Raw genomic sequence first — 21668 nt, 5'->3', positions numbered from 1 at the left:
CCGGCAACGCGGCCGGGCGTCGACCTGACGCCCGGCCGCGTGATCCGAACTCGGCTAGTCCGTCGGTGCGGGCAGCTCGCCGGTGTCGGCCAGGTGCTGCGCCACGTCGACCAGTCTGCGGTTGAGCCGCTGCGACGCGTGCCGCAGCACGTCGAAGGCGTCGGCCGCCGACAGCCGCTGCCGCTCCATCAGGATCCCCTTGGCCTGGCCGATCACGTCGCGGCTGCTCAGCGCCCGGTGCAGGGCGGCTTCCCGGCGCTCGACCTCCTCGTGGCGCCCGGTCAGGGTCACCGCGACGGCGAGGTACGCCGCCAGGATGTCGACCAGCTCGCGGTCCTGCGGGCTGAACGCGTCCTCGGTGCCGCCGTAGAGCGTGAGCGCACCGACCGGTGTCCACTGGCCCGGCTGACGCGTGCACAAGCCGACGCTCAGCACCGACGCGACGCCGAGCTGACCGGCGGTGGCGGCCAGCGCGGGCCAGCGCCGGTCGGTTGCCAGCCGCGGCGCGTACAGCGGCTGTGCGCTGCTCAGGGCCTGCGGGCCGGGCCCCACGCCGGTGCCGAAGGCCGTCTCGTCGAGTTCCGCCGCGACGGGATCGGTGGCGACCGGCGCGGTGGCGCGCTCGTCGCGCCACAGGGTGACGGCCGCGCAGGTGCAGCCGGCCACCACCTCGACGGTCTGCTTGAGCACATGCGGCAGGATCTCGTCGAGGTTGTCCGAGCGGACCAGCAGGCGGGCCAGCTCGGCGAAGCTGGCCAGGAGCAGCGGCCCGTACGACTCGGGCGTCCACCCTCCGTCAGCCTGCCCCTCGCCGGTACGGCCCTGCTCCGGCGGCCGGGTCGGCGCCTGCGCGCGCCCCGGTCGGCCCCGGTCCCCGCCCGCCGCCGAGGCGAGGCGCCCCTCTCGGGGCGAAGGCCCGGCGGCCAGTCGGCGCTCCCACCGGAGGGCGTTCCGTTCCCGCTGGTCGGCCTGCCCTTCACGCAGCGCGGCGTCCTCGTCGCGGGCGTCTGCCAGCTCGTCGCGGCGCCGGGCGAGCTGCTCCCGCTCGGCGGCCACGAAGCCGCGCCGCTCCCGCGACCATGCCCGCTCGCCCGCGTCGGTCTCCGCGTCGGCTAGCGCCGAGGCTCGGCTGCGCTGCTCCCCGGCGGCGGTCCTGCTCAGCTGAGCTTCCGCGCGAGCGCTGGCGGCCTTTGCGCGCCGCAGCTGCGCCTGCGCCCGCAGCAACGACTGCTCCGCCCGCGCCACGGCCGCGCGGGCCGCCGCGGTCCCGTGGTCCGCGGGCACGTGGGCCGATTGCCGCTCCTGCCGGTCCAGGGCCACGTCGTGCCGGTCGGCGAGCCGGTCCCGCGCGTCGGCGAGCAGCTCGCGCTCGTCTGCGAGCAGTTCCCGCTCGTCGGCGAGGCGTTCGCGCTCGTCGGCCGCGGCCTCCCAAGCTCCGGCGCCGTCGGCGCGCTCTGGCTCCCGGGTCATCTGGACCTCCTCACCCCGGCCCCTCGGCGGGCAGCAGTTCGCCGAGTCCGCAGACGCGGAACACGAGGGCCGACAGGTTGCTGAGGCCGACGACCCGCACGTCCATGCCGGTCGACAGGGCGGCCAGTGCGGCGTGGCCGATGATCCTCATGCTCTGGCAGTCGATGAAGGAGACCTCGGACAGGTCCAGGACGACGCAGTCCGCGCCCGTGTGGCGCATGCCGTCGAGGAAACGTTCGAGATCCTCCACCGTGGCGAGGTCGAGCTCGCCGCTGAGGACGAGGACCGCGGTGCGGCCGGAGATGAGCTGGGTCCACTTTTTGGTCGTACGGTTGCCAGACACGTCGTCTCCAGAGCTGAAGCGAGTGGCTGGTTCATCAACCGTGTCAACGCTGGCCTGCCCTACGTCACCGACAGGTCGTGTTCCAAAACGCGTGAGGTCATGGGATTACCCTTGGCGCAGCGGGTCCAAACATCTCCGTCAGGAGCGAGTTCAGGCGTATTCGGCTGATGAAGGCGCTATATCCCGGTTTTCCGCTGTTCCGGCGCCGCCGTGCCGTCGACCGGCCACGGGCGGTCATGCGGGCCGTGTGGCGAGGGACCGTGCTGGCCGAGAGCGCCGACGTGATCCACCGGGACGGAGCGTGCTACTTCCCGGCCGAGGCGGTGCGGTGGCAGCGGCTGCGCCCCCGCCGCAAGCGGAGCTGGTGCCCGTGGAAAGGGGTGGCCCGCTACTTCGACGTCGAGGTCGGCGGGGTGGTCGGCGCGGCGTCCGCGTGGAGCTACGACCACCCCTGGCCCTCGGCGCGGGCACTGCGGCGCGCGGTCGCCTTCGGTCCGCCGGTCCGCCTCGAAGAGGGCGGTCGGGCCGACGACCGCTGACACGCGGAGAGGGCCGGGTGCATACCCGGCCCTCTCCGCGTACAGGTGGCGTCAGATGGAGCGGCGCCCGCGGACCCCGCTGAACAGCGCCACACCCAGCGCCGCCAGACCGATCTGGAACACGAGCTCGATCCAGTCGATGCCGTCGGTGACCGCGACCCCCACAGCCTGGGCCAGCGCGGTGCCGATCAGCGCGGCGACGATGCCGACGACGATGGTGAGCCAGATCGGCAGATCCTGGCGGCCGGGCACGACCAACCGGCCCAGCGCGCCGATGACCAGGCCGACGATGATGGCCGAGATGATTCCGGCGACAGTCATGACCGTACTCCTTTGCGCGTGACGTCTTCGGCTCCCGAATGCCCGCCGCGGGGGTCGGCAAACCTCGCTCCCGGTCCGTTTCGGGGCGCCGCGGCCGATCCCACCGGAGCCGAACCCCTTTCGCCATCGCGACGTTTAACAGTCATCCCTGAGGGAACAGACCGCGAAACCAAGGCACGTTAGGAGCCGGCGATGACTGCGATGGCGGAAGAACTGACGATGGACGGCCTCGGCCGCCTGCTGCAGCAGCGGTACGACGAGGCGGCCGAGCACATCCGCCTGGAGTCGCAGGTGCGCTCGGAGCTCAACGTCGCGCAGCAGGGCCCCGGCGACATCGCCGACGCCGGCTCGCTGGCCTCCGAGAGCGCGCAGCACGACCTGGTGTCGGCGGCCTTGCACGAGCAGCTGCACCGGCTGGAGGCCGCGCTGGTGCGCTGGCAGGCGGGCACGCTGGGCACCTGCGAGACGTGCGACGGCCGGATCCCGGTGGGGCGGCTGGAGATCATGCCGTGGGCGACCCAGTGCGTCCCGTGCCAGAGTGCCGCCGATCGCGGACGCTGAACCGCCCGACGCCGCCCGGCTCACCGCGGGCACCCGCCCTCCTCGGCGGGTGCCCGTGCTGTGCGGTCAGAGGTCCTTCGTGTCGTCGACCTTGCGGTCGTCGCGCAGTTGCAGGTACGGCTCCTGCTCGGCCGGGTGCCCGGCGGCGATGGCCCGCTCGCGCTCCAGCTCGGCGTCGAACTCGGCACCCAGCAGGATGGCCATGTTGGTCAGCCACAGCCAGATCAGGAACACGATCACGCCGCCCAGGGCGCCGTAGGTGGCCGTGTAGGAGGCGAAGTTCGCCGCGTAGAAGCCGAAGGCGACCGAGACGAGGATCCACAGGAGCACCGCGAGCAGGCCGCCCGGACTGCTCCAGCGGAAGCCGCCCTGCCGCGCGTTGGGCGCCGCCCAGTACAGGATCGCCAGCAGCAGGGCCACCAGCAGCACCAGGATCGGCCACTTGATGATCTTCCAAGCGGTCACGGCGGCGCTCGACATGCCGAGCGAGTCCCCCAGCGTATCGGCGAGCCTGCCGCCCAGCACGACGATCAGAATGCAGACCACCAGCAGTACGCCGGTCAGCACGGTCACGCCCAGCCGCAGCGGCAGCCGCTTCCACAGCGGCCGCCCCTCGGGCACGTCGTAGATCGCGTTCGAGGCCTTCATGAACGCGTCGATGTACCCCGACGCGGACCACGTGGCCAGGACGAGTCCGACGATCGCGGCGACGCCGGCCTTGCGCGGGCTCTGCTGCACGTCGGCCAGGGCGGTGGTGACGATGTCCTGCACCGGTCCGGGCATGATCGGCTTCACGTCGTTCACCAGCCCGCCGACCAGGTCGTCGCTGAACAGCCCGAGCAGGGCGGTCAGCACCAGCAGCCCTGGGAAGAGCGACAGCATGCCGTAGTAGGTGAGTGCGGCGGCCCATACCCCCAGGTCGTCGGTGCTGAACTGGTTGACGGTGCGGCGCAGCACCTGCCACCAGGAGCGGCGGCCCAGCGACGCCGGGCTGTCCGGTCCGGCTTCCGGCGGTGGTGCCGCACCGGCCTCACGAAGCGGTTTCTCAGCCATGAGAGCGTCTGTACCGCTGGCTTGAGCTGCTCAAACGCCTCCGGATGGGCGGACACGACGGTGGCCGCGGCGGCGGCCCCGGCCACAATCTGCGCTGCGCACCAGTCGCACTTCAAGCAGAGCGACCGTGGAGTGTCACTGTCCCGGCCTCGGCGTCGTCATGGGTCCGGGCGTCTGCGGGGTGACGCCGAAGTCCGGCGCCGCGTCCATCAGTGCCTGGTGGTGGGCCTGGATGACGGGCATGGCCTGCTCGGCCGCCTGCTTCACCTGCGCCAGCTCACCCTTGTCGACCTCCTGCTGGGTGGCCTGCATCGACTTGGCGTGCGCCGCCAGCTGCTGCTCGACCCACATCCGGTCGAACTCGCCGCCGCTGGCCGCCTGCAGCTTCTGGGCGACCGCCTGCTGCTCCTGGTTCGGCTCGCCCGGCAGGGTCACGTTCAGCTGCTGCGCCAGAGCCGTCAGGGACTGGTCAAGCTTCGTATGGTCGGTGACGAACCGTTCACCGAGCTGCTTGACCGTGTCGGAGCTCGCCTTCTCCTGTGCCATCTTGCCGGTCGCGATCTCCGCCAGGTTCGCCTGGTGTGCCGCGGCCATCCACGTCGTGTCCTGCTCCGACGGCTGCACGGCCGCCAGCGCCGTCCCCGCCGCGCCGCCCACCAGCGCCATCGCCACAGCGGCCAGCAGCACCACAATCCGCTTCCACATGACCTTCCGCCCTTCGTCGCTGTTCTGCGTCCGGCAGTCCTACCCGGCAAGCGGCTTCCGTAAAACGCCACCACCTGCGGGTTTACCCGCCCGGCGGCTCCGGTCGGCGGCCGTTGCGGCATGGTTTGCGCCGATCGGGGTATAGATGCCTCGTGCGCTGCCCCGTACCGCCGGGCGGCGCCGGGCACATCGGGGGTGCGAAGTGACGACCGGTGACATACTCCGCGACTCTGAGCAGCGTCAGGTCGAGCCGCAGAGCGCCACGAAGGGCTTCATCCGCGACAACGCCCTCTCTCTGGCCATGTTCGGGGCGTTCATCCTGTTCCTGGTGCTGCAGAGCGTGTTCGGGTGGCAGGTGCGCAACGAGGAGCTCGCCGAGTTCGGCCAGGCCGGGGACTCGTACTGGCACTACCTGGCCACCGGGCACTTCGCCGAGGCCGTCTTCGAGAACTGGGAGTCTGAGTTCCTGCAGATGGGCGCGTACGTGCTGCTGACGGCGTACCTGGTGCAGCGGGGCTCGGCGGAGTCGAAGAAGCCGGAGCAGAAGGACCGCCCCGAGGACGAGCCGGACCAGGCCGGTCCCGACGCGCCGCAGGCCTCGAAGGGCCACGGCTTCGCGCAGGCGGTCTACCGCAACAGCCTCGCCATCGTGCTGCTCGCCTTCTTCGCGCTGTCGTTCGTGAGCCACCTGCTGGGCGGCACCGCCGACTACAACGAGCAGCAGGCCCTGCGCGGCCAGCCCGGGGTGAGCGCCTGGCAGTTCCTCGGCTCCTCCGACTTCTGGTTCCAGTCCATGCAGAACTGGCAGAGCGAGTTCCTCGCCGTCGGCGCGCTCGTCGTACTGAGCATCTTCCTGCGGCAGCACGGCTCACCGGAGTCCAAGCCGGTGACGGCGCCGCACCGGCAGACCGGCGAATAGGGCCCGCCGCACCGGGGTACGAACCCGGTCCACCTGGTTGGAGGCATGATGCGGTACGACCCCTGGCACGCGGCCATCATCGATCTGCTCCAACTGGTCCAGCACGCGCGGTCCGAGCAGGTCGCCGAGTGCGTAGGCGCGGCGCTGCGCCCGCTGCGCATGGAGACCACCTGCTACCTGGCCGACGTCGAGCAGCGCTGCCTGCGCCCGATCCCGGAGCGCGGCAAGCCCACCGGCCCCCCGCTGGAGATCGAAACCACCCTGGCGGGCCGCGCCTACACCACCGTCACCACGCAGTACCCGGCGGACACCGCGCCGGGGCGGCTGTGGGTCCCGCTGGTGGACGGGTCCGAGCGGCTCGGTGTCGTCGAGATGCTCGTGCCCGGTGACCTCGCGCCGGTGCGCGAGTGGTGCGAGACCTACGTCAACCTGGCCGGGCATCTGATCGGGGTGAAGATGCCCTACGGCGACGCGCTGCGCCGGCTGCGGCGCAGCAGGCCGATGACGGTGGCGGCCGAGATGCTCACCTCGGCCCTGCCGCCGCTGACGTTCACCTCCGACCGGCTGGTGGTCAGCGCCATCCTGGAGCCCCGGTACGACATCGGCGGCGACGCGTTCGACTACGCCCTCGACGGACCGTACGCCCGCTTCCTGATCCTGGACGCGGTCGGCCGGGGCCTGTCGGCCGCGGTCATGTCCGTGACGGCGCTGGGCGCGATCCGGGCCGCGCGGCAGCGCGACCCGGCCCTGGCCAACCTGGTCCAGGCGGCCGAGCGGTCGCTGGCGCAGCAGTTCGGCCAGCGGGCCTTCGTGACCGGGCTGCTCTGCGAGCTGGACACCGACGCGGGCGTGCTGCGCTACGTCAACGCCGGGCACCCGTTCCCGCTGCTGCTGCGCGGCAGCAGGACGGTGGGCGCGCTGTCCGGCGGCCGACGGATGCCGCTAGGCCTGGCCGACGCCCGGCTCGACGTGGGCGAGGAGAACCTGGAGCCGGGTGACCGGCTGCTGCTCTTCTCCGACGGGGTGGTCGAGGCCCGCAACCGTGCCGGTGAGCCGTTCGGCGAGCAGCGGCTGGCGGACCTGGCCGAGCGGGCGCAGCTGGCGAAGCTGCCCGCGCCGGAGACGCTGCGGCAGCTGGCCCGCCGGGTGGTCGAGTTCCCGCAGGGCCCGGTCCGCGACGACGCGACGCTGATGCTGGTCGAGTGGTCGGCCGAGGCGACCCGCCGGGCCACCGTCTGATACGCCGGTCGGCCGGTCCGGCAGCGGTGCTGCCCGGACCGGCCGACCGGCCCCTTGCCGACAGTCAGCTCGGCATCGCCTCCGAAGCGGAGGACTTGACCGACTCGACCGCCTGCTGCACCGGCTCCCGCAGGTGCTCGCGCACCTCCCCGACCGCCTGCGACGCCTGCTCCTTGAGCTCGTCGGCGTGCTCGGACACCTTCTCCTTGAGCTGGCCGGCCAGCCGCTGCTCCGGCTCGCTGGCCGGCAGCAGCGCCGAGATGAGCACCCCGGCCCCGAAGGCGATCAGGCCCGCGGCCAGCGGGCTGCCCTGGGTGCTGGACAGCACCCGCTGCTGGGCCGCCGAGGCGGTGGCGCCGACCGAGTCGGCCGCCGACGACGCCTTGTCGGTCAGCGCCGACACGGCTCCTTCGCCGCTGCGCAGCGGGTGCTGGGCGGTGCCCATGACCCGCTCGCGCACCGACGTGACCATTCCCCTGGCCGCGTCGACCCGGCGGCCGACCACCCGAGACGGGTTCACCCGGTCGTTGAGCGCGTCGACGTTGCCGCGAAGCTCCTCCCGGGTGCGTTCGATGTCCCGGCGGATCTGCTCGGGCTGCGTACTCATGGCATGTCCCCCTCACGGCTGTGCCCCCGCAGCGCCGAAGGCATCTCCTTCACGGTCTGTGTCGTCTGCGGCATCGGCTTCAGCCGACGCAGCCAGGACCGGCCGGCCCCGTACAGGATGGCGCCGACGACGGCCCAGAGGACCGCCACGATCACCGCGGCCCAGCCCGCGTCCATCACCGCCGACAGCAGCCGCCACAGGGCCAGCGACACGAACAGCACCGCCAGGAACCCGGCGATCCCGGCCGCGGCGAACATCCCGGCCGCGCGGCCCGCCTTGGCCGCCTCCTGCCGGAACTCGGCCCTGGCCAGCTCCAGCTCCTGCCGCATCAGCGTCGACAGGTCGGTGCTGATGTCGCCGATCAGGTCTCCGATCGACTGCTGGGTCGGGCCGCCCGCGGGCAGGTCCGGTCCCGTACGCAGCGGTTCGGTTCTCATCGCGCGACCCCGCTCTCCTGCTCCAGGCCGCCGATGCGCGCCGTGGACGCCAGGTCGTCGGGCGTCCTGGGCCCGCCGGTCAGACCGGCGGCGGTGGCCGGCCGCTCCGGAACCATCCGGGTCGCCGGCCCGGTCGGGTGCTCGATCATCACGGAGTCGCCCGGCGAGCCGTCCGACGAGCCGCTCGACGACGCGATGTTGCGGGTGAGCCTGCCCACGACCAGCCCCGCGGCCAGCGCGCCGAGCAGGAACGTGCCCGGGTGGCGCCGGGCGTAGTCGCGCACCTCGTCCAGGATCGCGCCGGGCTGGCGGTGTTCGAGCCAGTCGGCGGCCTGGTGCGCCCGCTCGGAGACCTGCTGCAACAGCTCCCCGGCCATCCGGTCGCCGCCCTCGCCGCCCCGCATGGTCGCGAGGTCGTCGGCGAGCGTGTGCAGCGTGCCGGCGATGCGCTGCTGCTGGGTGGAGGCCTGCTCGGTGAGCTCCCGTGTCGTCGTGTCCAGCAGGCCGCGCGCCTGGGCACCGGTCTCCTGCGCCACCTGCTTGACCTGCTCCTTAGCTCCGGCGATACCGCCGCCGGACTCAGGTTCGGGCTCGGTGCGGGTCGACGGCGTCAGGCCGCCGGTCTGGGCCGGCACGGGCACGGCCTGCGCCGCCTCGGCCGCGATGGGCGGCCCGGTCATGCCGCTCGGCACACCCGGCGCGTCCGGTGCGTAGCCCCTCGTCGGCGTCGCCGGGTCGCCCGAAAGCGGTGACGGCCTGGCGTCGTCGGCGGCCGTCGCGGTGGTCGGGTCGCCGGTGGCCGCGTCGACCGGGGAGTCGTCGGTGAACTTGCCCGGCGTCTGCGAAAGGTCGTGCTGCTCGCGCGACACCCCTTCCGCGGACGGCTGCCCGGCGGGTCCGCCGAGCCCGGAGCCGCCACTGGCGGTGTCCCGCTCGGTGGTATCCCGGTACTGCTCTGTCATCTCGTGTTCCCCCTCCACGATCTGGTGGCCGTTGCGGGCCGCGCGGCGCCGGAAGGAGCCGTCGCATTCCGTGTGGCCGATGTCGACACGTACCCGCCGGGACCTACCTCAAACGGCCTGCCAGCTGCGGAAAGGCCGAGCAGTTCGCGCTCCCGCGGGCTCAGCGACACGTCCCGCACCCCACCGCGTCGGCGTCACGGCTGCAGCAGCACCTTGACGCAGCCGTCCTTCTTCTCCTGGAAGGTCCGGTACGCCTCGGGCGCGTCGGTCAGCGGTACCCGGTGGGTGGCGAAGTCCAGCACGCCCAGCGGATCCCCGTCGGTGAGCAGCGGCATGATGTCGTCGACCCAGTTGCGCACGTTGGCCTGGCCCATGCGCAGCTGGACCTGCTTGTCGAACAGGGTCAGCATGGGCAGCGGGTCGGCCATGCCGCCGTACACGCCGATGATCGAGATGGTGCCGCCCCGGCGCACCGCCTCGATGGCCAGGTTCAGCGCCGCCATCCGGTCGACCCCGGCGGTCTCCATGAGCTTGGCCGCCACCGCGTCCGGCAGCACGCCGGTCATCTTCTGCAGCGTGGCGCTGACCGGCGAGCCGTGGGCCTCCATGCCGACCGCGTCGATGACCGAGTCCGGTCCGCGGCCGCCGGTCAGTTCCCGGACGGCGGCGACCAGGTCGTCCCGGTCGCCCAGGTCCAGCGTGGTCACGCCCCGGGCACGCGCGCGCTCGCGGCGCTCGGGCACCGGGTCGATCGCGATGAGCTGCCCCGCGCCGCGCAGCGCCGCCACCCGGCAGCACATGTCGCCGATCGGGCCCAGCCCGAGCACCAGCACGGAGCCGCCCTGCGGGATCGCCGCGTACTCGACCGCCTGCCAGGCGGTGGGCAGGACGTCGGACAGGTAGACGAACATGTCGTCGGGCGGGCCGACGGGGACGGTGATCGGGCCGTACTGCGCCTGCGGCACGCGCAGGAACTGCGCCTGCCCGCCGGGGACTTGCCCGTAGAGCCGGGTGTAGCCGAACAGCGCCGCGCCCATGCCCTCCTGCCGCACCTGGGTCGTCTCGCACTGGCTCTGCAGACCCTGCCCGCACATCCAGCAGTGGCCGCACGCGATGTTGAACGGCACCACCACCCGGTCGCCCGGTCTGATCCCGGTCACCGCGGGGCCGACCTCCTCGACGATGCCCATCGGTTCGTGGCCCAGGATGTCGCCCTCGGCCATGAACGGGGTGAGCACCTCGTACAGGTGCAGGTCCGAGCCGCAGATGCCGCTCGAGGTCACCCTGATGACCGCGTCGGTCGGCTCCTGCAGGATCGGATCCGGCACCGTCTCCACCCGCACGTCACCCCGGCCGTGCCAGGTCACTGCCCTCATCGCGTCCGCCTCCTCCGTCGACTGCGTCGTGGGGCAGTTCCCGGCTGGGCGCAGGGCAAACGTCGGTGCGACGATCGGTCAGGCGGCGGCCAGCAGCGCCTGCGGCGCGGCGCTCTTGATCCGGGTGGTCAGCCAGGCGAGCTGGTTGCTCACCTGCGGCTGCGCCTGGCAGACCACCGCCAGCAGCTCCCGGTCGCGCAGCCCCTGCGCGGCCTGGCAGACCACCGTCCAGCTGCTGTCCACGAGCGTGGCCAGCAGCACCAGGTCCTGCAGGTCGCGCAGCAGTCCGACCGCGCCGGTACGCGCGGCGGGCAGGGCCTCGGCGTGCAGCCGCTCGGGTTCGGCCGCCGGCTTCTCGCCGTAGCGGTCGAGCACCGGTCGCAGCGCCGCGACCCGCTCCCGGCACTGCGCGGCCAGGGTGCGGCACAGCTGCCGGACGTCGGGCTCGTCGCCGTGCCCCTCGGCGACCAGGTCGAAGCTGTCGGCCAGCGCCTGCTCACCGCTGTCCAGCAGGCCGAGGTAGACGGGCAGGTGCATGGTCGGTCCTCCTCACACCCCGATGGCGGCGTCGCCGCCGGGCGGGGCCGACTGGTCGCCGCGCGCCAGCAGGGTCAGGCGTACCGCGGCGAGTTTGAAATGCGGCTGCTTGGACACCGGGTCCCAGGCGGTCGCGGTGAGCTCGTTGGCGGCGCGCGGCTCGGTAGAGTCGGTGTCCCAGTAGCCGTAGTGGAACGGGATGAAGACGGTGCCGGGGCGGGCATCGGTGACGCGTACCGGCAGGTCGACGTGGCCGGTGGCGGACTCGACCCGGACCGTGTCGCCCTCGCGCAGGTCCAGCCGGCGGGCGTCGGCGGCGCTCACCTCGACCCAGGGCCGCGGCGCGGCCCGGTTCAGTTCGGGCGCGCGGGCCGTCTTGGTGCGGGTGTGGAAGTGGTACGCCGTACGCCCGGTCGTCAGCAGCAGCGGATGCTCCTCGGTGGTCGTGTGCTCGCCGGGCACGTAGTCGGCGGCGCGGAGCCTGGCCCTGCCGTCGATGCGCAGCGCCCGGTACTGCTCCGGGGTCACTGCCGCCCCGGTGAGCAGGTCGTGGCCGAACTCCTCGCACCGCCCGAGCGCCGTCGGGAACACGCCGTCGCCGTAGAGCCGCTCCTGGCCGTCCGGGTGCTCGTCGTTGCACGGCCACTGCACCGGCCCGTGGCGCAGCCGCTGGTAGGACAGGCCGGTGTAGTCGCAGGGGCGGCCCCGGCTGCACTCGCGCCACGCCGCGAAGGCGCCCTCCGGGTCCGACCAGCCGATCAGCGGGGCGCCGTCGCGGTCGCGCAGGTCCATCCGGCGGGCGTACTCGCAGAAGGCGTCCAGGTCGGAGCGGGCCTGGCCGGGCGGGTCGACCGCCTTGAGGCTCAAATGCACGCTGCGGTCGGTGTTGGTGAAGGTGCCGGTCTTCTCACCCCACATCGCGGCGGGCAGGACCACGTCGGCCAGCTGCGCGGTCTCGGTCAGGAAGCAGTCGGACACGATCACGAACAGCTTCTCGTCGCCGAGGACGGCCCGGATGCGGGCCAGGTCCGGCAGCGACACCGCCGGGTTGGTGCCGCTGATCCACAGCAGCCGGATCGAGCCCTGCTCGGCGTAGCGGAAGATCTGCATGGCGTGGGTCGGCGGCGACCAGTGCGGGATGACCAGCGGGTCGACGTTCCACAGCTTCGCCAGCTGCGCGATGTGCTCCTCGTCGGCCCAGTTGCGGAAGCCCGGCAGGTCGCCGTCGGCGCCGCACTCGCGGGTGTTCTCGGCGGTGGGCTGGCCGTTCATCTGCAGCACGCCGCAGCCGGGGCGGCCGAGCATGCCGCGCAGCAGGTGCAGGTTGTTGACCTGGCACGACGCGGCGGTGGCCTGGTGCGACTGGTAGAAGCCCTGCAGCACCGTCGACAGGACCCGTCCGGTGGTGCCGAACAGGTGCGCCGCGCGGCGGATGTCGTCGGCTGGTACGCCGCACAGCTCGGCGACGTTGTCGGCGCCGTACGACGCGACCGTGTCGCGCAGCTGCGCGAAGCCGCTGGTGTGGTCGCGGACGTAGTCGTGGTCGATAAGGTCGGCGGCGATCAGTTCGTGCACGATCGCGTTGAGCAGCGCCAGGTTGGTGCCGGGGCGGACCGGCAGGTGCAGGTCGGCGGCCTGGGCGACGGCGGTGCGGCGCGGGTCGACGCAGACGATCCTCGGCCGGTCGGGGCCCTCGATCCGGTCGAGGATTCGCGACCAGAGCACCGTCTGCGTCTCGGCGACGTTGTGGCCGTACAGGAAGATCGCGTCGGCGTGGTCGACGTCGGTGTAGCTGCCGGGCTGCCCGTCGCAGCCGAAGCTCTCCTTCAGCGCCGCGGCCGAGGTCGCGGTGCACAGGCGGGTGTTGCCGTCCATGTGCGGGGTGCCCAGGCCCGCCTTGCCGATGACGGCCAGGGTGTAGTACTCCTCCAGGAACAGCTGGCCGGAGGTGTAGAAGCCGTGCGAGAGCGGGCCCTTGTCGTCCAGCAGGGCCCGCGACACCGCCGCGATGCGGTCCATCGCGGTGTCCCAGTCGGTCTCCACCAGCCGGCCGCCCTGGCGCAGCAGCGGCACCGTCAGCCGGTCCGGGCTGCTCTGGGCCTGCCAGCTGCCGTAGAGGCCCTTCGGCCCGAGCCGGCCGTGGTTGACCCGGTCCCGGACCCGGCCGCGCACCCCGACCATGCGGCCGTCGAGCACCGCGATGTCGCAGCCGCAGCCGTTGCTGCAGAGCACGCAGGCCGACGGCACCCACTGCACCCGCCGCGGGTCGACGCCGTCGGCGAGGTGGCTGTCCTCCCGCACGGGCCAGTGCCCGCCCCCGCGGTAGGGCGTGCGCCGCCCCCAGACGTCGGCGATGCGGTCATCCATGGCTGCCCCCTCGCAGTTCGCGACCGGTCCGTACCCGCGCAGCGCCCCGGGTAATCGCACCGTTTGCCCGCCCGGGGGCGGGGGTACTGCGGCTCGGTCGAGAGGAGCCCCGCGATGTCCGCGCTGAGTATCGCCATGATCTCCGAACACGCCAGCCCGCTGGCCGCGCTCGGCGGCGTCGACGCCGGCGGCCAGAACGTGCACGTCGCCCAGCTGGCCGCCGCCCTGGTGCGCCTGGGGCACCAGGTACGGGTGTACACCCGCCGCGACGACCCCGAGCTGCCGCCGGTGGTGCACGTGCCGGACGGTTACAGCGTCGAGCACGTGCCGGTGGGGCCGGCCGAGGCGGTGCCCAAGGACGAGCTGCTGCCGTACATGGGTCCCTTCGGCGACTTCCTGCTGCGCCGGTGGCACCGCCCGGGGTTCGAGCCCGACGTGGTGCACGCGCACTTCTGGATGAGCGGCGTCGCGGCCCTGCGGGCGACCCAGCGGCGCGCCCGGCCGTTCGTGGTCACCTACCACGCGCTGGGTGCGGTGAAGAAGCGCATGCAGGGCCCCGCCGACACCAGCCCGCCCGGCCGGGTGGGGTTGGAGCGCCAGGTCGGCCTCGCCGCGGCGCGGATCATCGCCCAGTGCTCCGACGAGGTGGCGGAGCTGCGCCGGTACGGCCTGCCGACGGAGAAGACCACGGTCATCCCGTCAGGCGTCGACACCTCGGTGTTCACCCCGGCACCGGCCGGTAGCCCGGGGTCGCGGCGGCCCGCCCGGGTGGTCAGCGTGGGGCGGCTCGTGCCGCGCAAGGGGTTCGCCGACCTCATCGCCGCGATGCCCGCGCTGCCGGGGGTCGAGCTGGTCATCGTGGGCGGTCCGCCCGCGGCCGCGCTCGACGCCGAACCGGAGGCGGTCCGGCTGCTCGAACTGGCGACCCGCCTCGGCGTACGCGACCGGGTGACGCTGCTGGGCGGGGTGCCGCAGGCGCAGATGCCCGCGCTGTACCGGTCGGCGGACGTGGTGGCGTGCACACCCGACTACGAGCCGTTCGGCATCACGCCGCTGGAGGCGATGTCCTGCCAGGTGCCGGTCGTCGCGTACGCGGTCGGCGGGCTGATCGACTCGGTACGCGACGGGGTCACCGGCGCCCTGGTGCCGCCCCGCGACGTGCCCGCCCTGGCCGCGGCGCTCGGGCACCTGCTGGGCGACCCGGCCCGGCGCGCCGCCTACGGGCGGATGGCCGGAGCGATCGCCCGGGACCGGTACACCTGGCAGCACACCGCGCACCGCCTGGCGACGGTGTACGGGCAGGTCGTGGCCGCCGAGCGCTATGTCGACGCGGCGGTACCGGCCCGGTTCCTCTGACGGGGCGCCGCACCACTACGCTGCCCGCATGAGTCGTGGGCAAAGTCCCCGCGCACTGCTGACCGTCGTGTTCGGCGCGGCGGCGGTCGTGGCGGTGAGCTGGGCGACCGGCGCGTTCCTCGGCTTCGGCGGCTTCGCCTTCGCCTGGGTGGTCCACTTCGCCATGATGGCGGGGATGTCGGCCTCGATGTCGGCGCTGCGGCCGTCCCCGAGCGGCGGCTGGTATCAGGTCCGCGCCTGGGAACCGGGGCTCTACCGCAGGCTCGGCGTCTGGCCGTTCATGCTCCTGCTGCGCCGGATCGGCTGGGAGCGCGCGAACCGCAAGGACAGGTCCTATGACGGCACCCGCGCCTCGCTGGACGCGTTCGAGCTCGGCACCCGCCGGGCGGAGCTCAGCCACCTGATCCTCGCCGTCATCGGAACGGCGCTGGTGCTCGCCGCCGTCGTGGCGCGCGCCTGGACCGCGGTGGCGTGGCTGTCCATCCTGAACATCGTGCTGCACGTGTACCCGGTCATGCTGCAGCGGGCGCTGCGGGCACGGCTGGACCGGCTCCAGCGGGCGCTGCGGCGCACGCCAGCTCCGCTGCCTCGATGACCTGCGTACAGGTCGTGGCCAGCAGCGCGGGATGGGGACCGGATGCAGGGCGCGGCAGCGCCGCCGGATCCGGGTGCCACAGGGCCTGATGCCACGGGCGTCCCGCGGGCGGACCCCACAGGTGCGGACCCAGCGCCCCGAACATGACCACCGAGGGCACCGCGTACGCGGTGGCCAGGTGCGCGATGCCGGTGTCCCCGCTGACCACCAGCCGCGCGGCGGCCACCAGCGCCGCCAGCTCCGCCACGCCGGTGCGGCCCGCCAGCACCCGGTCCTCGCCCAGCCCGGCCCGCGCGGCGATGTCCAGGCCCAGGTCCCGCTCGGCGGCCGAGCCGGTCAGCGCGACGCGGTGGCCCGACCGGTGCAGCGCGGCGCACACTTCGGCGAAACGAGCCGCCGGCCAGCGTCGATCGGCCGTCTTGGCCCCCGGGTGGACCAGCGTCAGCCCCGTCGGCACCGCGAGCCGCGGCCGCCGCAGCGCCAGGTCCTGCGGGTCGGGCGTGCCGCCGTACCAGCGCAGCAGCCGGCACCAGCGGGCCACCTCGTGCTCGGCGGCGCGCCAGTCCGGACCGGTGCCGTGCTCGGCGGCGGGGCAGCGGAACGCCCACAGCCCCGCCGAGGTGCTGCGCCGCAGCAGCAGGTGCGACCGGGGCCCCCGGCCGTGCAGGTTCACCGCCAGGTCGTACGGGCCGCCGCCGACCACGGAGGCGGCCAGGCCGTCCACCGCCTCCACGCGGTCGACCGCACCGGTCAGCCCGGCCAGCGGCGCGAGCCAGTCCGGTGCGGCCAGGGTGATCCGCGCGTCGGGCCGGGCGGTGCGCAGCGCGCGCAGTGCCGGCACCGCCGCGGCCAGGTCCCCGATGCCCAGCGCCCGCAGCACGAGGATGCGGCGCGAGCGGCTCACGGGTAGGACGGCTCCGTGTCCGGGCACACCACCAGTTCGCGCACCGCGCAACCGGGCGGCTGCGACAGCGCGAACAGCACCGCCGCGGCCACGTTGGCCGGGTCGTTGAGGGCGGCGTCGGCCGAGGGCCGGTACTGCTCGGTGCGCCCGTCGAAGAAGGCCGTGCGCATGCCTCCGGGGATCAGCAGCGTCACCCCGACCTGCCCGGCCAGCTCGACCGCCAGCGCCCGGGTGAACCCGACGACGCCGAACTTCGCGGCGCAGTAGGCGGTGGCGTCGCTGACGGCCCGCAGCCCCAGCGTCGAGGCGACGGTGACGATGTGTCCGCCGCCGCCGATCGGCAGGAACGGCAGCGCCGCCCGGATGACCGCGGCCGTGCCGAGCAGGTCGATGTGCACGACCCGGTCCCAGCGGTCGGCGGGCACGTCGGCCAGGCGGCCGGGCTGGTCCCAGCCCGCCGCGGTGACCACGGCGTCGAAGCCGCCGGTCTGCCGGCCCAGCTCGGTGACGGCTTCGGTGACGGCGGCGGTGTCGGCGACGTCGACCAGCCGGTGGTCGCCCTCGACGGGGTCGCGGTCCAGCACGTACGGCTTGCCACCGGCGTCGGCGACGGCCCGGACGACCGCCGCACCGAGCCCGCTCGCGCCGCCGCTGATCAGGACCCGCCCCGGGTTGCTGCTGTTCATCGTGGACTCCTCTGCTCGGCGTCGCGCCCGGCTCGGCGCGCGCTGCGGATGAGCTGCGTGGTGGAGTGCCCGGCGACGTACGGCACGAGCACGCACTGCCCGCCCCAGTCGCGGACCCGGTCCGCCTCGGGCATCGCCTGCCCGGGTCGCGGGTGCTCCAGGTTGTAGTCGCCGCCCTTGACCCACACGTCCGGCCGCAGTCGGCCCAGTACCTCGACGGGGCTGGACTCGCCGAACACGACGACGGCGTCGACGCAGCTCAGCGCGGCCAGGGTCTGGGCGCGGTCGTGCTCGTGCACGACCGGCCGCCCGTCGCCCTTGAGCCGCCGTACGCTGTCGTCGGAGTTGACGCAGACGACCAGGCAGTCGCCGAGCTGCCGGGCGGCGCGCAGCGTCGCCACGTGCCCCGGGTGCAGCAGGTCGAAGCAGCCGCCGGTGGCGACCACCCGGCCGCCCGCGGCCCGCACCCGCTCGACCGCGGCCAGGGCCGCGTCCAGACCGACCGGCGCCAGACCGGGCAGGCCCGCGCGCTGCTCGTAGCGCTGCACGCCGCCGGTGGCGACGAACCGCGACGCCGCCTCGACTCCGGCCGCGACCGCCTCGGAGACCAGGGCCCCCTCGCCCAGCAGCGCGGCGGCGACCCCGGCGAAGCGGTCGCCCGCGCCGCAGGCGTCGCCGTCGGCGTGCAGCGGCGAGGCCACCATCAGCGGGGCGGGGCTGCCGTCGCACACCAGCGCGCCCTGCGCGCCCAGCGTCACCGCCACCGCACCGGCCCGCCACAGCAGGCGGGCCCCGGCGGCGCGGCGCGCGACCGCCCCGAGGCGGTCGGCGTGCACCGACGGCTGGTCGGCCACCGGCAGCTCGCGTTCGTTCGGGGTGACCAGGCGCAGCCCGTGCACCGGGCCGGGCCCGCGCGGGTGCGGGTCCCACACCACGGGGCGGCTGGAGGCCGCCGTGGTCAGGGCGCGGCGTACCTCGTTGTGCGCGGCCACGCCCCGGCCGTAGTCGCTGACCAGGATCGCCGGGGCCTCGGCCAGCGCGACCAGCGCCGCCCCGCCCGGTGCCCCGACGGGATGCACCCGGCAGCCGCGGTCCAGGCGCAGCACCACCTGCCGGTCGGTGATCAGCCGGATCTTCTCGGGCGTGCCGCCGTCGTACGGCAGCAGCAGCACCCCGACCCCGGCGGCGCGCAGCAGGTCGCGCAGCCGCCGGCCGGCCTCGTCGGGGCCGATCGCGGTCACCAGCCGCACCTGGTGCCCGCTCAGCGCCAGCAGCGTCGCGGCCAGCGCGGCCCCGCCGGGCCGGGGTGTGCCCACACCCGCCTCGAAGACGGGCACGGGCGCGTCGGGGCAGACCCGGTCGACCTGCCCGGAGACGTCCACGTCGAGCAGCGAGTCGCCGACGACGACCAGCGGTGCGCCCATCACGCCACCTCCTGCGGCTCGGGCACGCGCAGCAGCCGGAGCTCGCCCCGGGCCCGCGGCAGCGCCGCGTCGGCGTACGCGCACAGCACGTGCCCGGCCGCCAGCTGCAGCTCCTGGATGATCTGGGTATCGCGGCTCGGCACGGCCACCACGTCGGTGCAGCGCTGCGCCAGCGGGTTGGGCAGGTCGCCGGTGAACCCCCAGACCCGCAGCCCCGTCGCGCGGGCCGCGTCGGCGGCCGACAGCAGGTTCTCGCTGCGGCCGCTGGTGGAGATGAGCAGCAGCACGTCGCCCTCCCGGCCGTGCGCGCGGACCTGCCGCGCGAACACGGCCGGGTAGCCGTAGTCGTTGGCGATGGCGGTGACGCCGCAGCTGTCGGCGGTCAGCGCGATCGCCGACAGCGGCATCCGGTCGCCGTCGAGCTTGCCGACGAACTCGGCGGCCAGGTGCTGGGCCTGCGCGGCGCTGCCGCCGTTGCCGGCCACCAGCAGCCGACCGCCGCCGAGCAGGGTGCGGGCGAGCAGGTTGCCCCAGCGGGAGAGTTTGGCCGCCTGGGCCTCGAACGTCGCGGCGGTCTGGGCCAGCTTGCGCAGATGGCCGGTGAGCAGCGTCTGGTCTATCGGTGCGACATACATGGGATGACCTCCCTGAACAGCCGCTCCCAGGCGGATGTGAAACGGTCCAGGCCGTAGCGGGCGCTGACCGCGGCACGGCCGCGCGCCCCCAGTTCGGTGGCGGTCTGCGGGTCGGCGATGAGCCACTGCACCGCCTCGACCAGGGTGTCGACCCTGGTCGACAGGACACCGGCGTGGGACGGGACCGCCTCGACCGCCTCGGTGGTGGCCAGCGCCACCACCGGCGCGCCGATCATCATCGCCTCCAGCAGGCTGAGCCCCAGCGAGGTCCACCGGAACGGGTGCAGGTACACCCGGTGGCGGGCCAGCTGGCGGTGCAGTTCGGGCTGCGGCGGGTCGTCGTACAGGCCGGTGCCGGGTGGGACGTCCCAGCGCAGGGCGCCGGCGCCGATGCCGTAGACGTCCAGCCCGGCCGCCTCGCTGAAGCGGGGCAGCAGGTCGGTGCCGGCGACCCGGCCGCGGCGCAGCGGTTCGTTGACCGCGACCGCGATGCGGGCCAGCTCGCCGGTGTAGGACACCGCCGGGACCGGGATGCCGTGCTCGACGACGACGGTGCGGGTGGCGCCCGCCTGCCAGAACAGGTCGTTGAAGTGCGTGACGTGCACCAGGGTCACGTCGTCGCGGTCGGCCATCGGGTGGCGGCTGTCGGGGACGTCCCGGCGCGGGGTGTTGTGCTCGACGTAGACCACGGGCACGTCGCGGCCGGGTTCGCGGCGCAGCCAGCGGGCCGCCAGCTGCCACTCCTCGGGCCGCTGCAGCACGATCAGGTCGACCTCGGCGGTGGCCAGCTCGTCCGGGGTGACCTCCACACAGGACGGCGGCCACGGGTAGGTGCGCGCCCGCCCGCGGCCGTACGGGCCGCGTTCGCGGGTGGTGGGCAGCAGGTACGTGTGCGGGCCCTGGACGAACGCGGTGGTCCAGGCGGCGTGCACGTGCCAGAGCAGGATGTTCACGGCTACTCCCCGGTCAGCAGTTCCACGGCGGCGACGACGTCGGCGGCGTCCACCTCGGACAGGCACGGGTGGCCGGGCAGCGTGCAGGCCACGGCCCGGGAGTCGCGGCACGGCGCGGCCGGGTCGCCCAGCCGCACGTGCGGCACGCCGTACGGGCCCCAGCGGGCGAACGGCACGGTCGGGGCGTACAGGCTGACCACCGGCGTGCCGACGGCCGCGGCCAGGTGCGCCGGGCCGGTGTTGCCGCTGACCAGGCAGGCCGAGGCGGCCAGCAGCCGGCCCAGCGCGGCCAGGTCGGTGCGGCCGCCCAGGTCGACTCCGGCGTGCCCGGCGACCTCGGCGGTGAGGTCGCGTTCGGCGGGCCCGCCGGTGACGACGACCTGCCGGCCGGTGCGAGCCAGCGCCCGGACCAGGTCCACGGCGACCTTCGTCGGGATGCCGCGCGCGGACGCGCTCGCACCGGGGTGCACCACGACCCGGCCGGTGCGCCGCGCTGGCGGGATGGACACCCGCAGACGGCCGTCATCGTCGGCGGGCACCGGGAAGCCGGCTGCGGCCGCGAGCGACCGGGCGCGGTGCGGTTCGGGCAGGTCGTCGGGCACGTGGTGGCGCACGTCCAGCAGCGCACCCGGGTAGTCCTCGCAGATCGCGCTGACGCGGCCGACGCCGGCCAGCCGCAGCAGCAGCGCGTAGGGCAGCGGCGACTGGTGGTAGGAGGTGAACACCACCGCTTCGTCGATGCTCCAGTCGCGTACCGTCCGGAGCAGACGGTCGACGGCGTCGCCGGTCACCGGGGCGGGATCGCGGTCGATCCACGGCGTAGGCCATTCGGCGAGCCGGTCGACGCCGGGCAGCAGGCGTCCGGCGGCGGTGCCGCGCGGGCCGGTGAGCAGCGACAGCGAACGGGAGCCGGCCGCCAGGGCGCGCAGGGCCGGGCCGGTCAGCAGCACGTCGCCGGCGGAGTCGGACCGCACCGCCAGGACGTGGCCCGGCTGGTCGTCGCGGTCGGCGACGCGGGCGGCCGCCTGCCGGGCCAGGATCCACGCCGCGGCCGCCGCCAGGTCGGGCACGGCGTACGAGGCGGCGGCTGTCTCGTCAGGACGGGTGCGGGCGGTCGGCACCAGCAGGCCGGTGGCGCCCGCGGCCGCGGCGGCGCGCAGGTCGGAGCCGATGTCGCCGACCACGACGCAGCGGACGGTCGCCACGCCGAGGTCGCGGGCGGCGGCTCGGACCAGCCCGGGGGCGGGTTTGCGGCAGCCGCACCGGTCGGCGGGGACGTGGCAGCAGACGCGCCAGCTGTCGAAGGGCCCGAGCAGCCGCTCCACCCGGTCGTTGACGGCGCCCAGGGCGGCGGCGCTGGTCTGGCCTCGGCCGACGGCCGCCTGGTTGGTGACCACCCCCAGGCGCAGCCCGGCCGCGCGCAGCGCGTCGAGGGCGGCGCGGGCTCCCGGCATCGGCTCGACCAGGTCCGGGTCGCTGATGCCGGGGACGTCGCGGATCAGGGTGTCGTCGCGGTCGAACAGGACCGCGTCGAAGAGCCCTGCGGACGGAGTCTCGGGAAGCACCTGGGCTCGGTACCCGATCCCTCGCCCGGCAAACCGTACTCAAACGCAGCGAAAAGGAGATTTCAGTGCTTGTTACTGCGCAGTGGGCAATCTCCGGCCAGGATAGAAATCTCC

At 74.2% G+C, this 21668-nt stretch carries 23 protein-coding genes; 6 read left to right on the top strand and 17 right to left on the bottom strand.

Going from position 1 to position 21668, the window contains the following annotated elements:
• Window positions 1–54: 54 nt before the first annotated feature.
• Together QEZ54_RS07005 and QEZ54_RS07000 are read right to left on the bottom strand one after the other, a co-directional pair.
• Complete coding sequence (locus QEZ54_RS07005) at window positions 55–1470, bottom strand: ANTAR domain-containing protein (protein WP_281303651.1); 1416 nt, start codon at window positions 1468–1470, stop codon at window positions 55–57.
• Between the two features lie 10 nt (window positions 1471–1480).
• Window positions 1481–1813 (bottom strand): STAS domain-containing protein, encoded by a 333-nt coding sequence (locus tag QEZ54_RS07000; protein WP_281303650.1) that lies wholly within the window; start codon window positions 1811–1813, stop codon window positions 1481–1483.
• A gap of 245 nt (window positions 1814–2058) precedes the next feature.
• On the opposite strand from QEZ54_RS07000, the gene QEZ54_RS06995 reads away from it, so the two are divergent.
• Window positions 2059–2352 carry a DUF427 domain-containing protein gene (locus QEZ54_RS06995; RefSeq protein ID WP_281303649.1) on the top strand — a complete coding sequence of 98 codons (294 nt, stop codon included), beginning with the start codon at window positions 2059–2061 and terminating at the stop codon, window positions 2350–2352.
• A 51-nt stretch (window positions 2353–2403) separates the two neighbouring features.
• Here QEZ54_RS06995 and QEZ54_RS06990 read toward each other — a convergent pair whose 3' ends face one another.
• Window positions 2404–2673, bottom strand: a complete 270-nt coding sequence (locus QEZ54_RS06990) for a GlsB/YeaQ/YmgE family stress response membrane protein (RefSeq protein WP_281303648.1) — start codon at window positions 2671–2673, stop codon at window positions 2404–2406.
• Window positions 2674–2865: 192 nt separating this feature from the next.
• Here QEZ54_RS06990 and QEZ54_RS06985 point away from each other — a divergent pair, with 192 nt between their 5' ends.
• A complete protein-coding gene (locus tag QEZ54_RS06985; RefSeq protein ID WP_281303647.1) occupies window positions 2866–3234 on the top strand; it encodes a TraR/DksA C4-type zinc finger protein in 369 nt (122 codons plus the stop codon).
• Between the two features lie 66 nt (window positions 3235–3300).
• Here QEZ54_RS06985 and QEZ54_RS06980 read toward each other — a convergent pair whose 3' ends face one another.
• A complete protein-coding gene (locus QEZ54_RS06980) occupies window positions 3301–4287 on the bottom strand; it encodes a YihY/virulence factor BrkB family protein (RefSeq protein ID WP_281303646.1) in 987 nt (328 codons plus the stop codon).
• Between the two features lie 135 nt (window positions 4288–4422).
• On the bottom strand, window positions 4423–4992 hold the full coding sequence (locus QEZ54_RS06975) for a DUF4142 domain-containing protein (RefSeq protein WP_281303645.1): 570 nt from the start codon (window positions 4990–4992) through the stop codon (window positions 4423–4425).
• A gap of 202 nt (window positions 4993–5194) precedes the next feature.
• On the opposite strand from QEZ54_RS06975, the gene QEZ54_RS06970 reads away from it, so the two are divergent.
• Together QEZ54_RS06970 and QEZ54_RS06965 are read left to right on the top strand one after the other, a co-directional pair.
• Window positions 5195–5911 carry a DUF6766 family protein gene (locus QEZ54_RS06970; protein ID WP_281303644.1) on the top strand — a complete coding sequence of 239 codons (717 nt, stop codon included), beginning with the start codon at window positions 5195–5197 and terminating at the stop codon, window positions 5909–5911.
• 48 nt (window positions 5912–5959) lie between these two features.
• On the top strand, window positions 5960–7150 hold the full coding sequence (locus QEZ54_RS06965) for a PP2C family protein-serine/threonine phosphatase (protein WP_281303643.1): 1191 nt from the start codon (window positions 5960–5962) through the stop codon (window positions 7148–7150).
• A 64-nt stretch (window positions 7151–7214) separates the two neighbouring features.
• Here QEZ54_RS06965 and QEZ54_RS06960 read toward each other — a convergent pair whose 3' ends face one another.
• The 6 genes from QEZ54_RS06960 to QEZ54_RS06935 form a co-directional block, all read right to left on the bottom strand.
• A complete protein-coding gene (locus QEZ54_RS06960) occupies window positions 7215–7757 on the bottom strand; it encodes a DUF3618 domain-containing protein (RefSeq protein WP_281303642.1) in 543 nt (180 codons plus the stop codon).
• Window positions 7754–8194 carry a phage holin family protein gene (locus QEZ54_RS06955; RefSeq protein ID WP_281303641.1) on the bottom strand — a complete coding sequence of 147 codons (441 nt, stop codon included), beginning with the start codon at window positions 8192–8194 and terminating at the stop codon, window positions 7754–7756. Before QEZ54_RS06955 ends, QEZ54_RS06960 begins: the two co-directional genes overlap by 4 nt.
• Window positions 8191–9156 (bottom strand): hypothetical protein, encoded by a 966-nt coding sequence (locus QEZ54_RS06950; protein WP_281303640.1) that lies wholly within the window; start codon window positions 9154–9156, stop codon window positions 8191–8193. Before QEZ54_RS06950 ends, QEZ54_RS06955 begins: the two co-directional genes overlap by 4 nt.
• A 194-nt stretch (window positions 9157–9350) precedes the next feature.
• Window positions 9351–10532: a zinc-dependent alcohol dehydrogenase gene (locus QEZ54_RS06945; RefSeq protein ID WP_281303639.1), complete on the bottom strand. Its 1182-nt coding sequence runs from the start codon at window positions 10530–10532 to the stop codon at window positions 9351–9353.
• 78 nt (window positions 10533–10610) lie between these two features.
• Window positions 10611–11069 (bottom strand): hypothetical protein, encoded by a 459-nt coding sequence (locus QEZ54_RS06940; RefSeq protein WP_281303638.1) that lies wholly within the window; start codon window positions 11067–11069, stop codon window positions 10611–10613.
• 12 nt (window positions 11070–11081) lie between these two features.
• Window positions 11082–13436: a nitrate reductase gene (locus tag QEZ54_RS06935; RefSeq protein ID WP_281303637.1), complete on the bottom strand. Its 2355-nt coding sequence runs from the start codon at window positions 13434–13436 to the stop codon at window positions 11082–11084.
• A 123-nt stretch (window positions 13437–13559) separates the two neighbouring features.
• Between QEZ54_RS06935 and QEZ54_RS06930 the strand changes: the two genes are divergently transcribed.
• Together QEZ54_RS06930 and QEZ54_RS06925 are read left to right on the top strand one after the other, a co-directional pair.
• Window positions 13560–14792, top strand: coding sequence for a glycosyltransferase (locus QEZ54_RS06930; protein WP_281303922.1), 1233 nt, complete (start codon window positions 13560–13562; stop codon window positions 14790–14792).
• A gap of 28 nt (window positions 14793–14820) precedes the next feature.
• Window positions 14821–15387: a hypothetical protein gene (locus QEZ54_RS06925; protein ID WP_281303636.1), complete on the top strand. Its 567-nt coding sequence runs from the start codon at window positions 14821–14823 to the stop codon at window positions 15385–15387.
• Here the strand turns inward: QEZ54_RS06925 and QEZ54_RS06920 are convergent.
• From QEZ54_RS06920 to QEZ54_RS06895, 6 genes are read right to left on the bottom strand one after another with little or no spacing between them, the layout of a single operon-like run.
• Window positions 15305–16291, bottom strand: coding sequence for a glycosyltransferase family 9 protein (locus QEZ54_RS06920; protein ID WP_281303635.1), 987 nt, complete (start codon window positions 16289–16291; stop codon window positions 15305–15307). The genes QEZ54_RS06925 and QEZ54_RS06920 overlap by 83 nt on opposite strands.
• Complete coding sequence (locus tag QEZ54_RS06915) at window positions 16288–16977, bottom strand: SDR family oxidoreductase (protein WP_281303634.1); 690 nt, start codon at window positions 16975–16977, stop codon at window positions 16288–16290. Before QEZ54_RS06915 ends, QEZ54_RS06920 begins: the two co-directional genes overlap by 4 nt.
• Window positions 16974–18401 carry a PfkB family carbohydrate kinase gene (locus QEZ54_RS06910; protein ID WP_281303633.1) on the bottom strand — a complete coding sequence of 476 codons (1428 nt, stop codon included), beginning with the start codon at window positions 18399–18401 and terminating at the stop codon, window positions 16974–16976. The genes QEZ54_RS06915 and QEZ54_RS06910 overlap by 4 nt, the downstream gene beginning before the upstream one ends.
• Window positions 18401–19036, bottom strand: a complete 636-nt coding sequence (locus tag QEZ54_RS06905; RefSeq protein ID WP_348650519.1) for an SIS domain-containing protein — start codon at window positions 19034–19036, stop codon at window positions 18401–18403. Before QEZ54_RS06905 ends, QEZ54_RS06910 begins: the two co-directional genes overlap by 1 nt.
• Window positions 19018–19989, bottom strand: a complete 972-nt coding sequence (locus QEZ54_RS06900; RefSeq protein WP_281303632.1) for a glycosyltransferase — start codon at window positions 19987–19989, stop codon at window positions 19018–19020. The genes QEZ54_RS06905 and QEZ54_RS06900 overlap by 19 nt, the downstream gene beginning before the upstream one ends.
• A gap of 2 nt (window positions 19990–19991) precedes the next feature.
• Window positions 19992–21554, bottom strand: coding sequence for an HAD-IIIA family hydrolase (locus QEZ54_RS06895; protein WP_281303631.1), 1563 nt, complete (start codon window positions 21552–21554; stop codon window positions 19992–19994).
• Window positions 21555–21668: the final 114 nt, after the last annotated feature.

This window comes from Catellatospora sp. KI3 (assembly GCF_029948125.1).
Taxonomy (GTDB): domain Bacteria; phylum Actinomycetota; class Actinomycetes; order Mycobacteriales; family Micromonosporaceae; genus Catellatospora.
This window is presented reverse-complemented; position numbering and strand designations above follow the sequence as displayed.

Coding starts and splice junctions, on each gene's coding strand:
- QEZ54_RS06905 (WP_348650519.1), bottom strand. CDS start 19,036: ATGTATGTCGCACCGATAGACCAGACGCTGCTCACCGGCCATCTGCGC.
- QEZ54_RS06950 (WP_281303640.1), bottom strand. CDS start 9,156: ATGACAGAGCAGTACCGGGATACCACCGAGCGGGACACCGCCAGTGGC.
- QEZ54_RS06980 (WP_281303646.1), bottom strand. CDS start 4,287: ATGGCTGAGAAACCGCTTCGTGAGGCCGGTGCGGCACCACCGCCGGAA.
- QEZ54_RS06910 (WP_281303633.1), bottom strand. CDS start 18,401: ATGGGCGCACCGCTGGTCGTCGTCGGCGACTCGCTGCTCGACGTGGAC.
- QEZ54_RS06985 (WP_281303647.1), top strand. CDS start 2,866: ATGACTGCGATGGCGGAAGAACTGACGATGGACGGCCTCGGCCGCCTG.
- QEZ54_RS07005 (WP_281303651.1), bottom strand. CDS start 1,470: ATGACCCGGGAGCCAGAGCGCGCCGACGGCGCCGGAGCTTGGGAGGCC.
- QEZ54_RS06935 (WP_281303637.1), bottom strand. CDS start 13,436: ATGGATGACCGCATCGCCGACGTCTGGGGGCGGCGCACGCCCTACCGC.
- QEZ54_RS06915 (WP_281303634.1), bottom strand. CDS start 16,977: ATGAACAGCAGCAACCCGGGGCGGGTCCTGATCAGCGGCGGCGCGAGC.
- QEZ54_RS06965 (WP_281303643.1), top strand. CDS start 5,960: ATGCGGTACGACCCCTGGCACGCGGCCATCATCGATCTGCTCCAACTG.
- QEZ54_RS06990 (WP_281303648.1), bottom strand. CDS start 2,673: ATGACTGTCGCCGGAATCATCTCGGCCATCATCGTCGGCCTGGTCATC.
- QEZ54_RS06955 (WP_281303641.1), bottom strand. CDS start 8,194: ATGAGAACCGAACCGCTGCGTACGGGACCGGACCTGCCCGCGGGCGGC.
- QEZ54_RS06940 (WP_281303638.1), bottom strand. CDS start 11,069: ATGCACCTGCCCGTCTACCTCGGCCTGCTGGACAGCGGTGAGCAGGCG.
- QEZ54_RS06960 (WP_281303642.1), bottom strand. CDS start 7,757: ATGAGTACGCAGCCCGAGCAGATCCGCCGGGACATCGAACGCACCCGG.
- QEZ54_RS06975 (WP_281303645.1), bottom strand. CDS start 4,992: ATGTGGAAGCGGATTGTGGTGCTGCTGGCCGCTGTGGCGATGGCGCTG.
- QEZ54_RS06945 (WP_281303639.1), bottom strand. CDS start 10,532: ATGAGGGCAGTGACCTGGCACGGCCGGGGTGACGTGCGGGTGGAGACG.
- QEZ54_RS06925 (WP_281303636.1), top strand. CDS start 14,821: ATGAGTCGTGGGCAAAGTCCCCGCGCACTGCTGACCGTCGTGTTCGGC.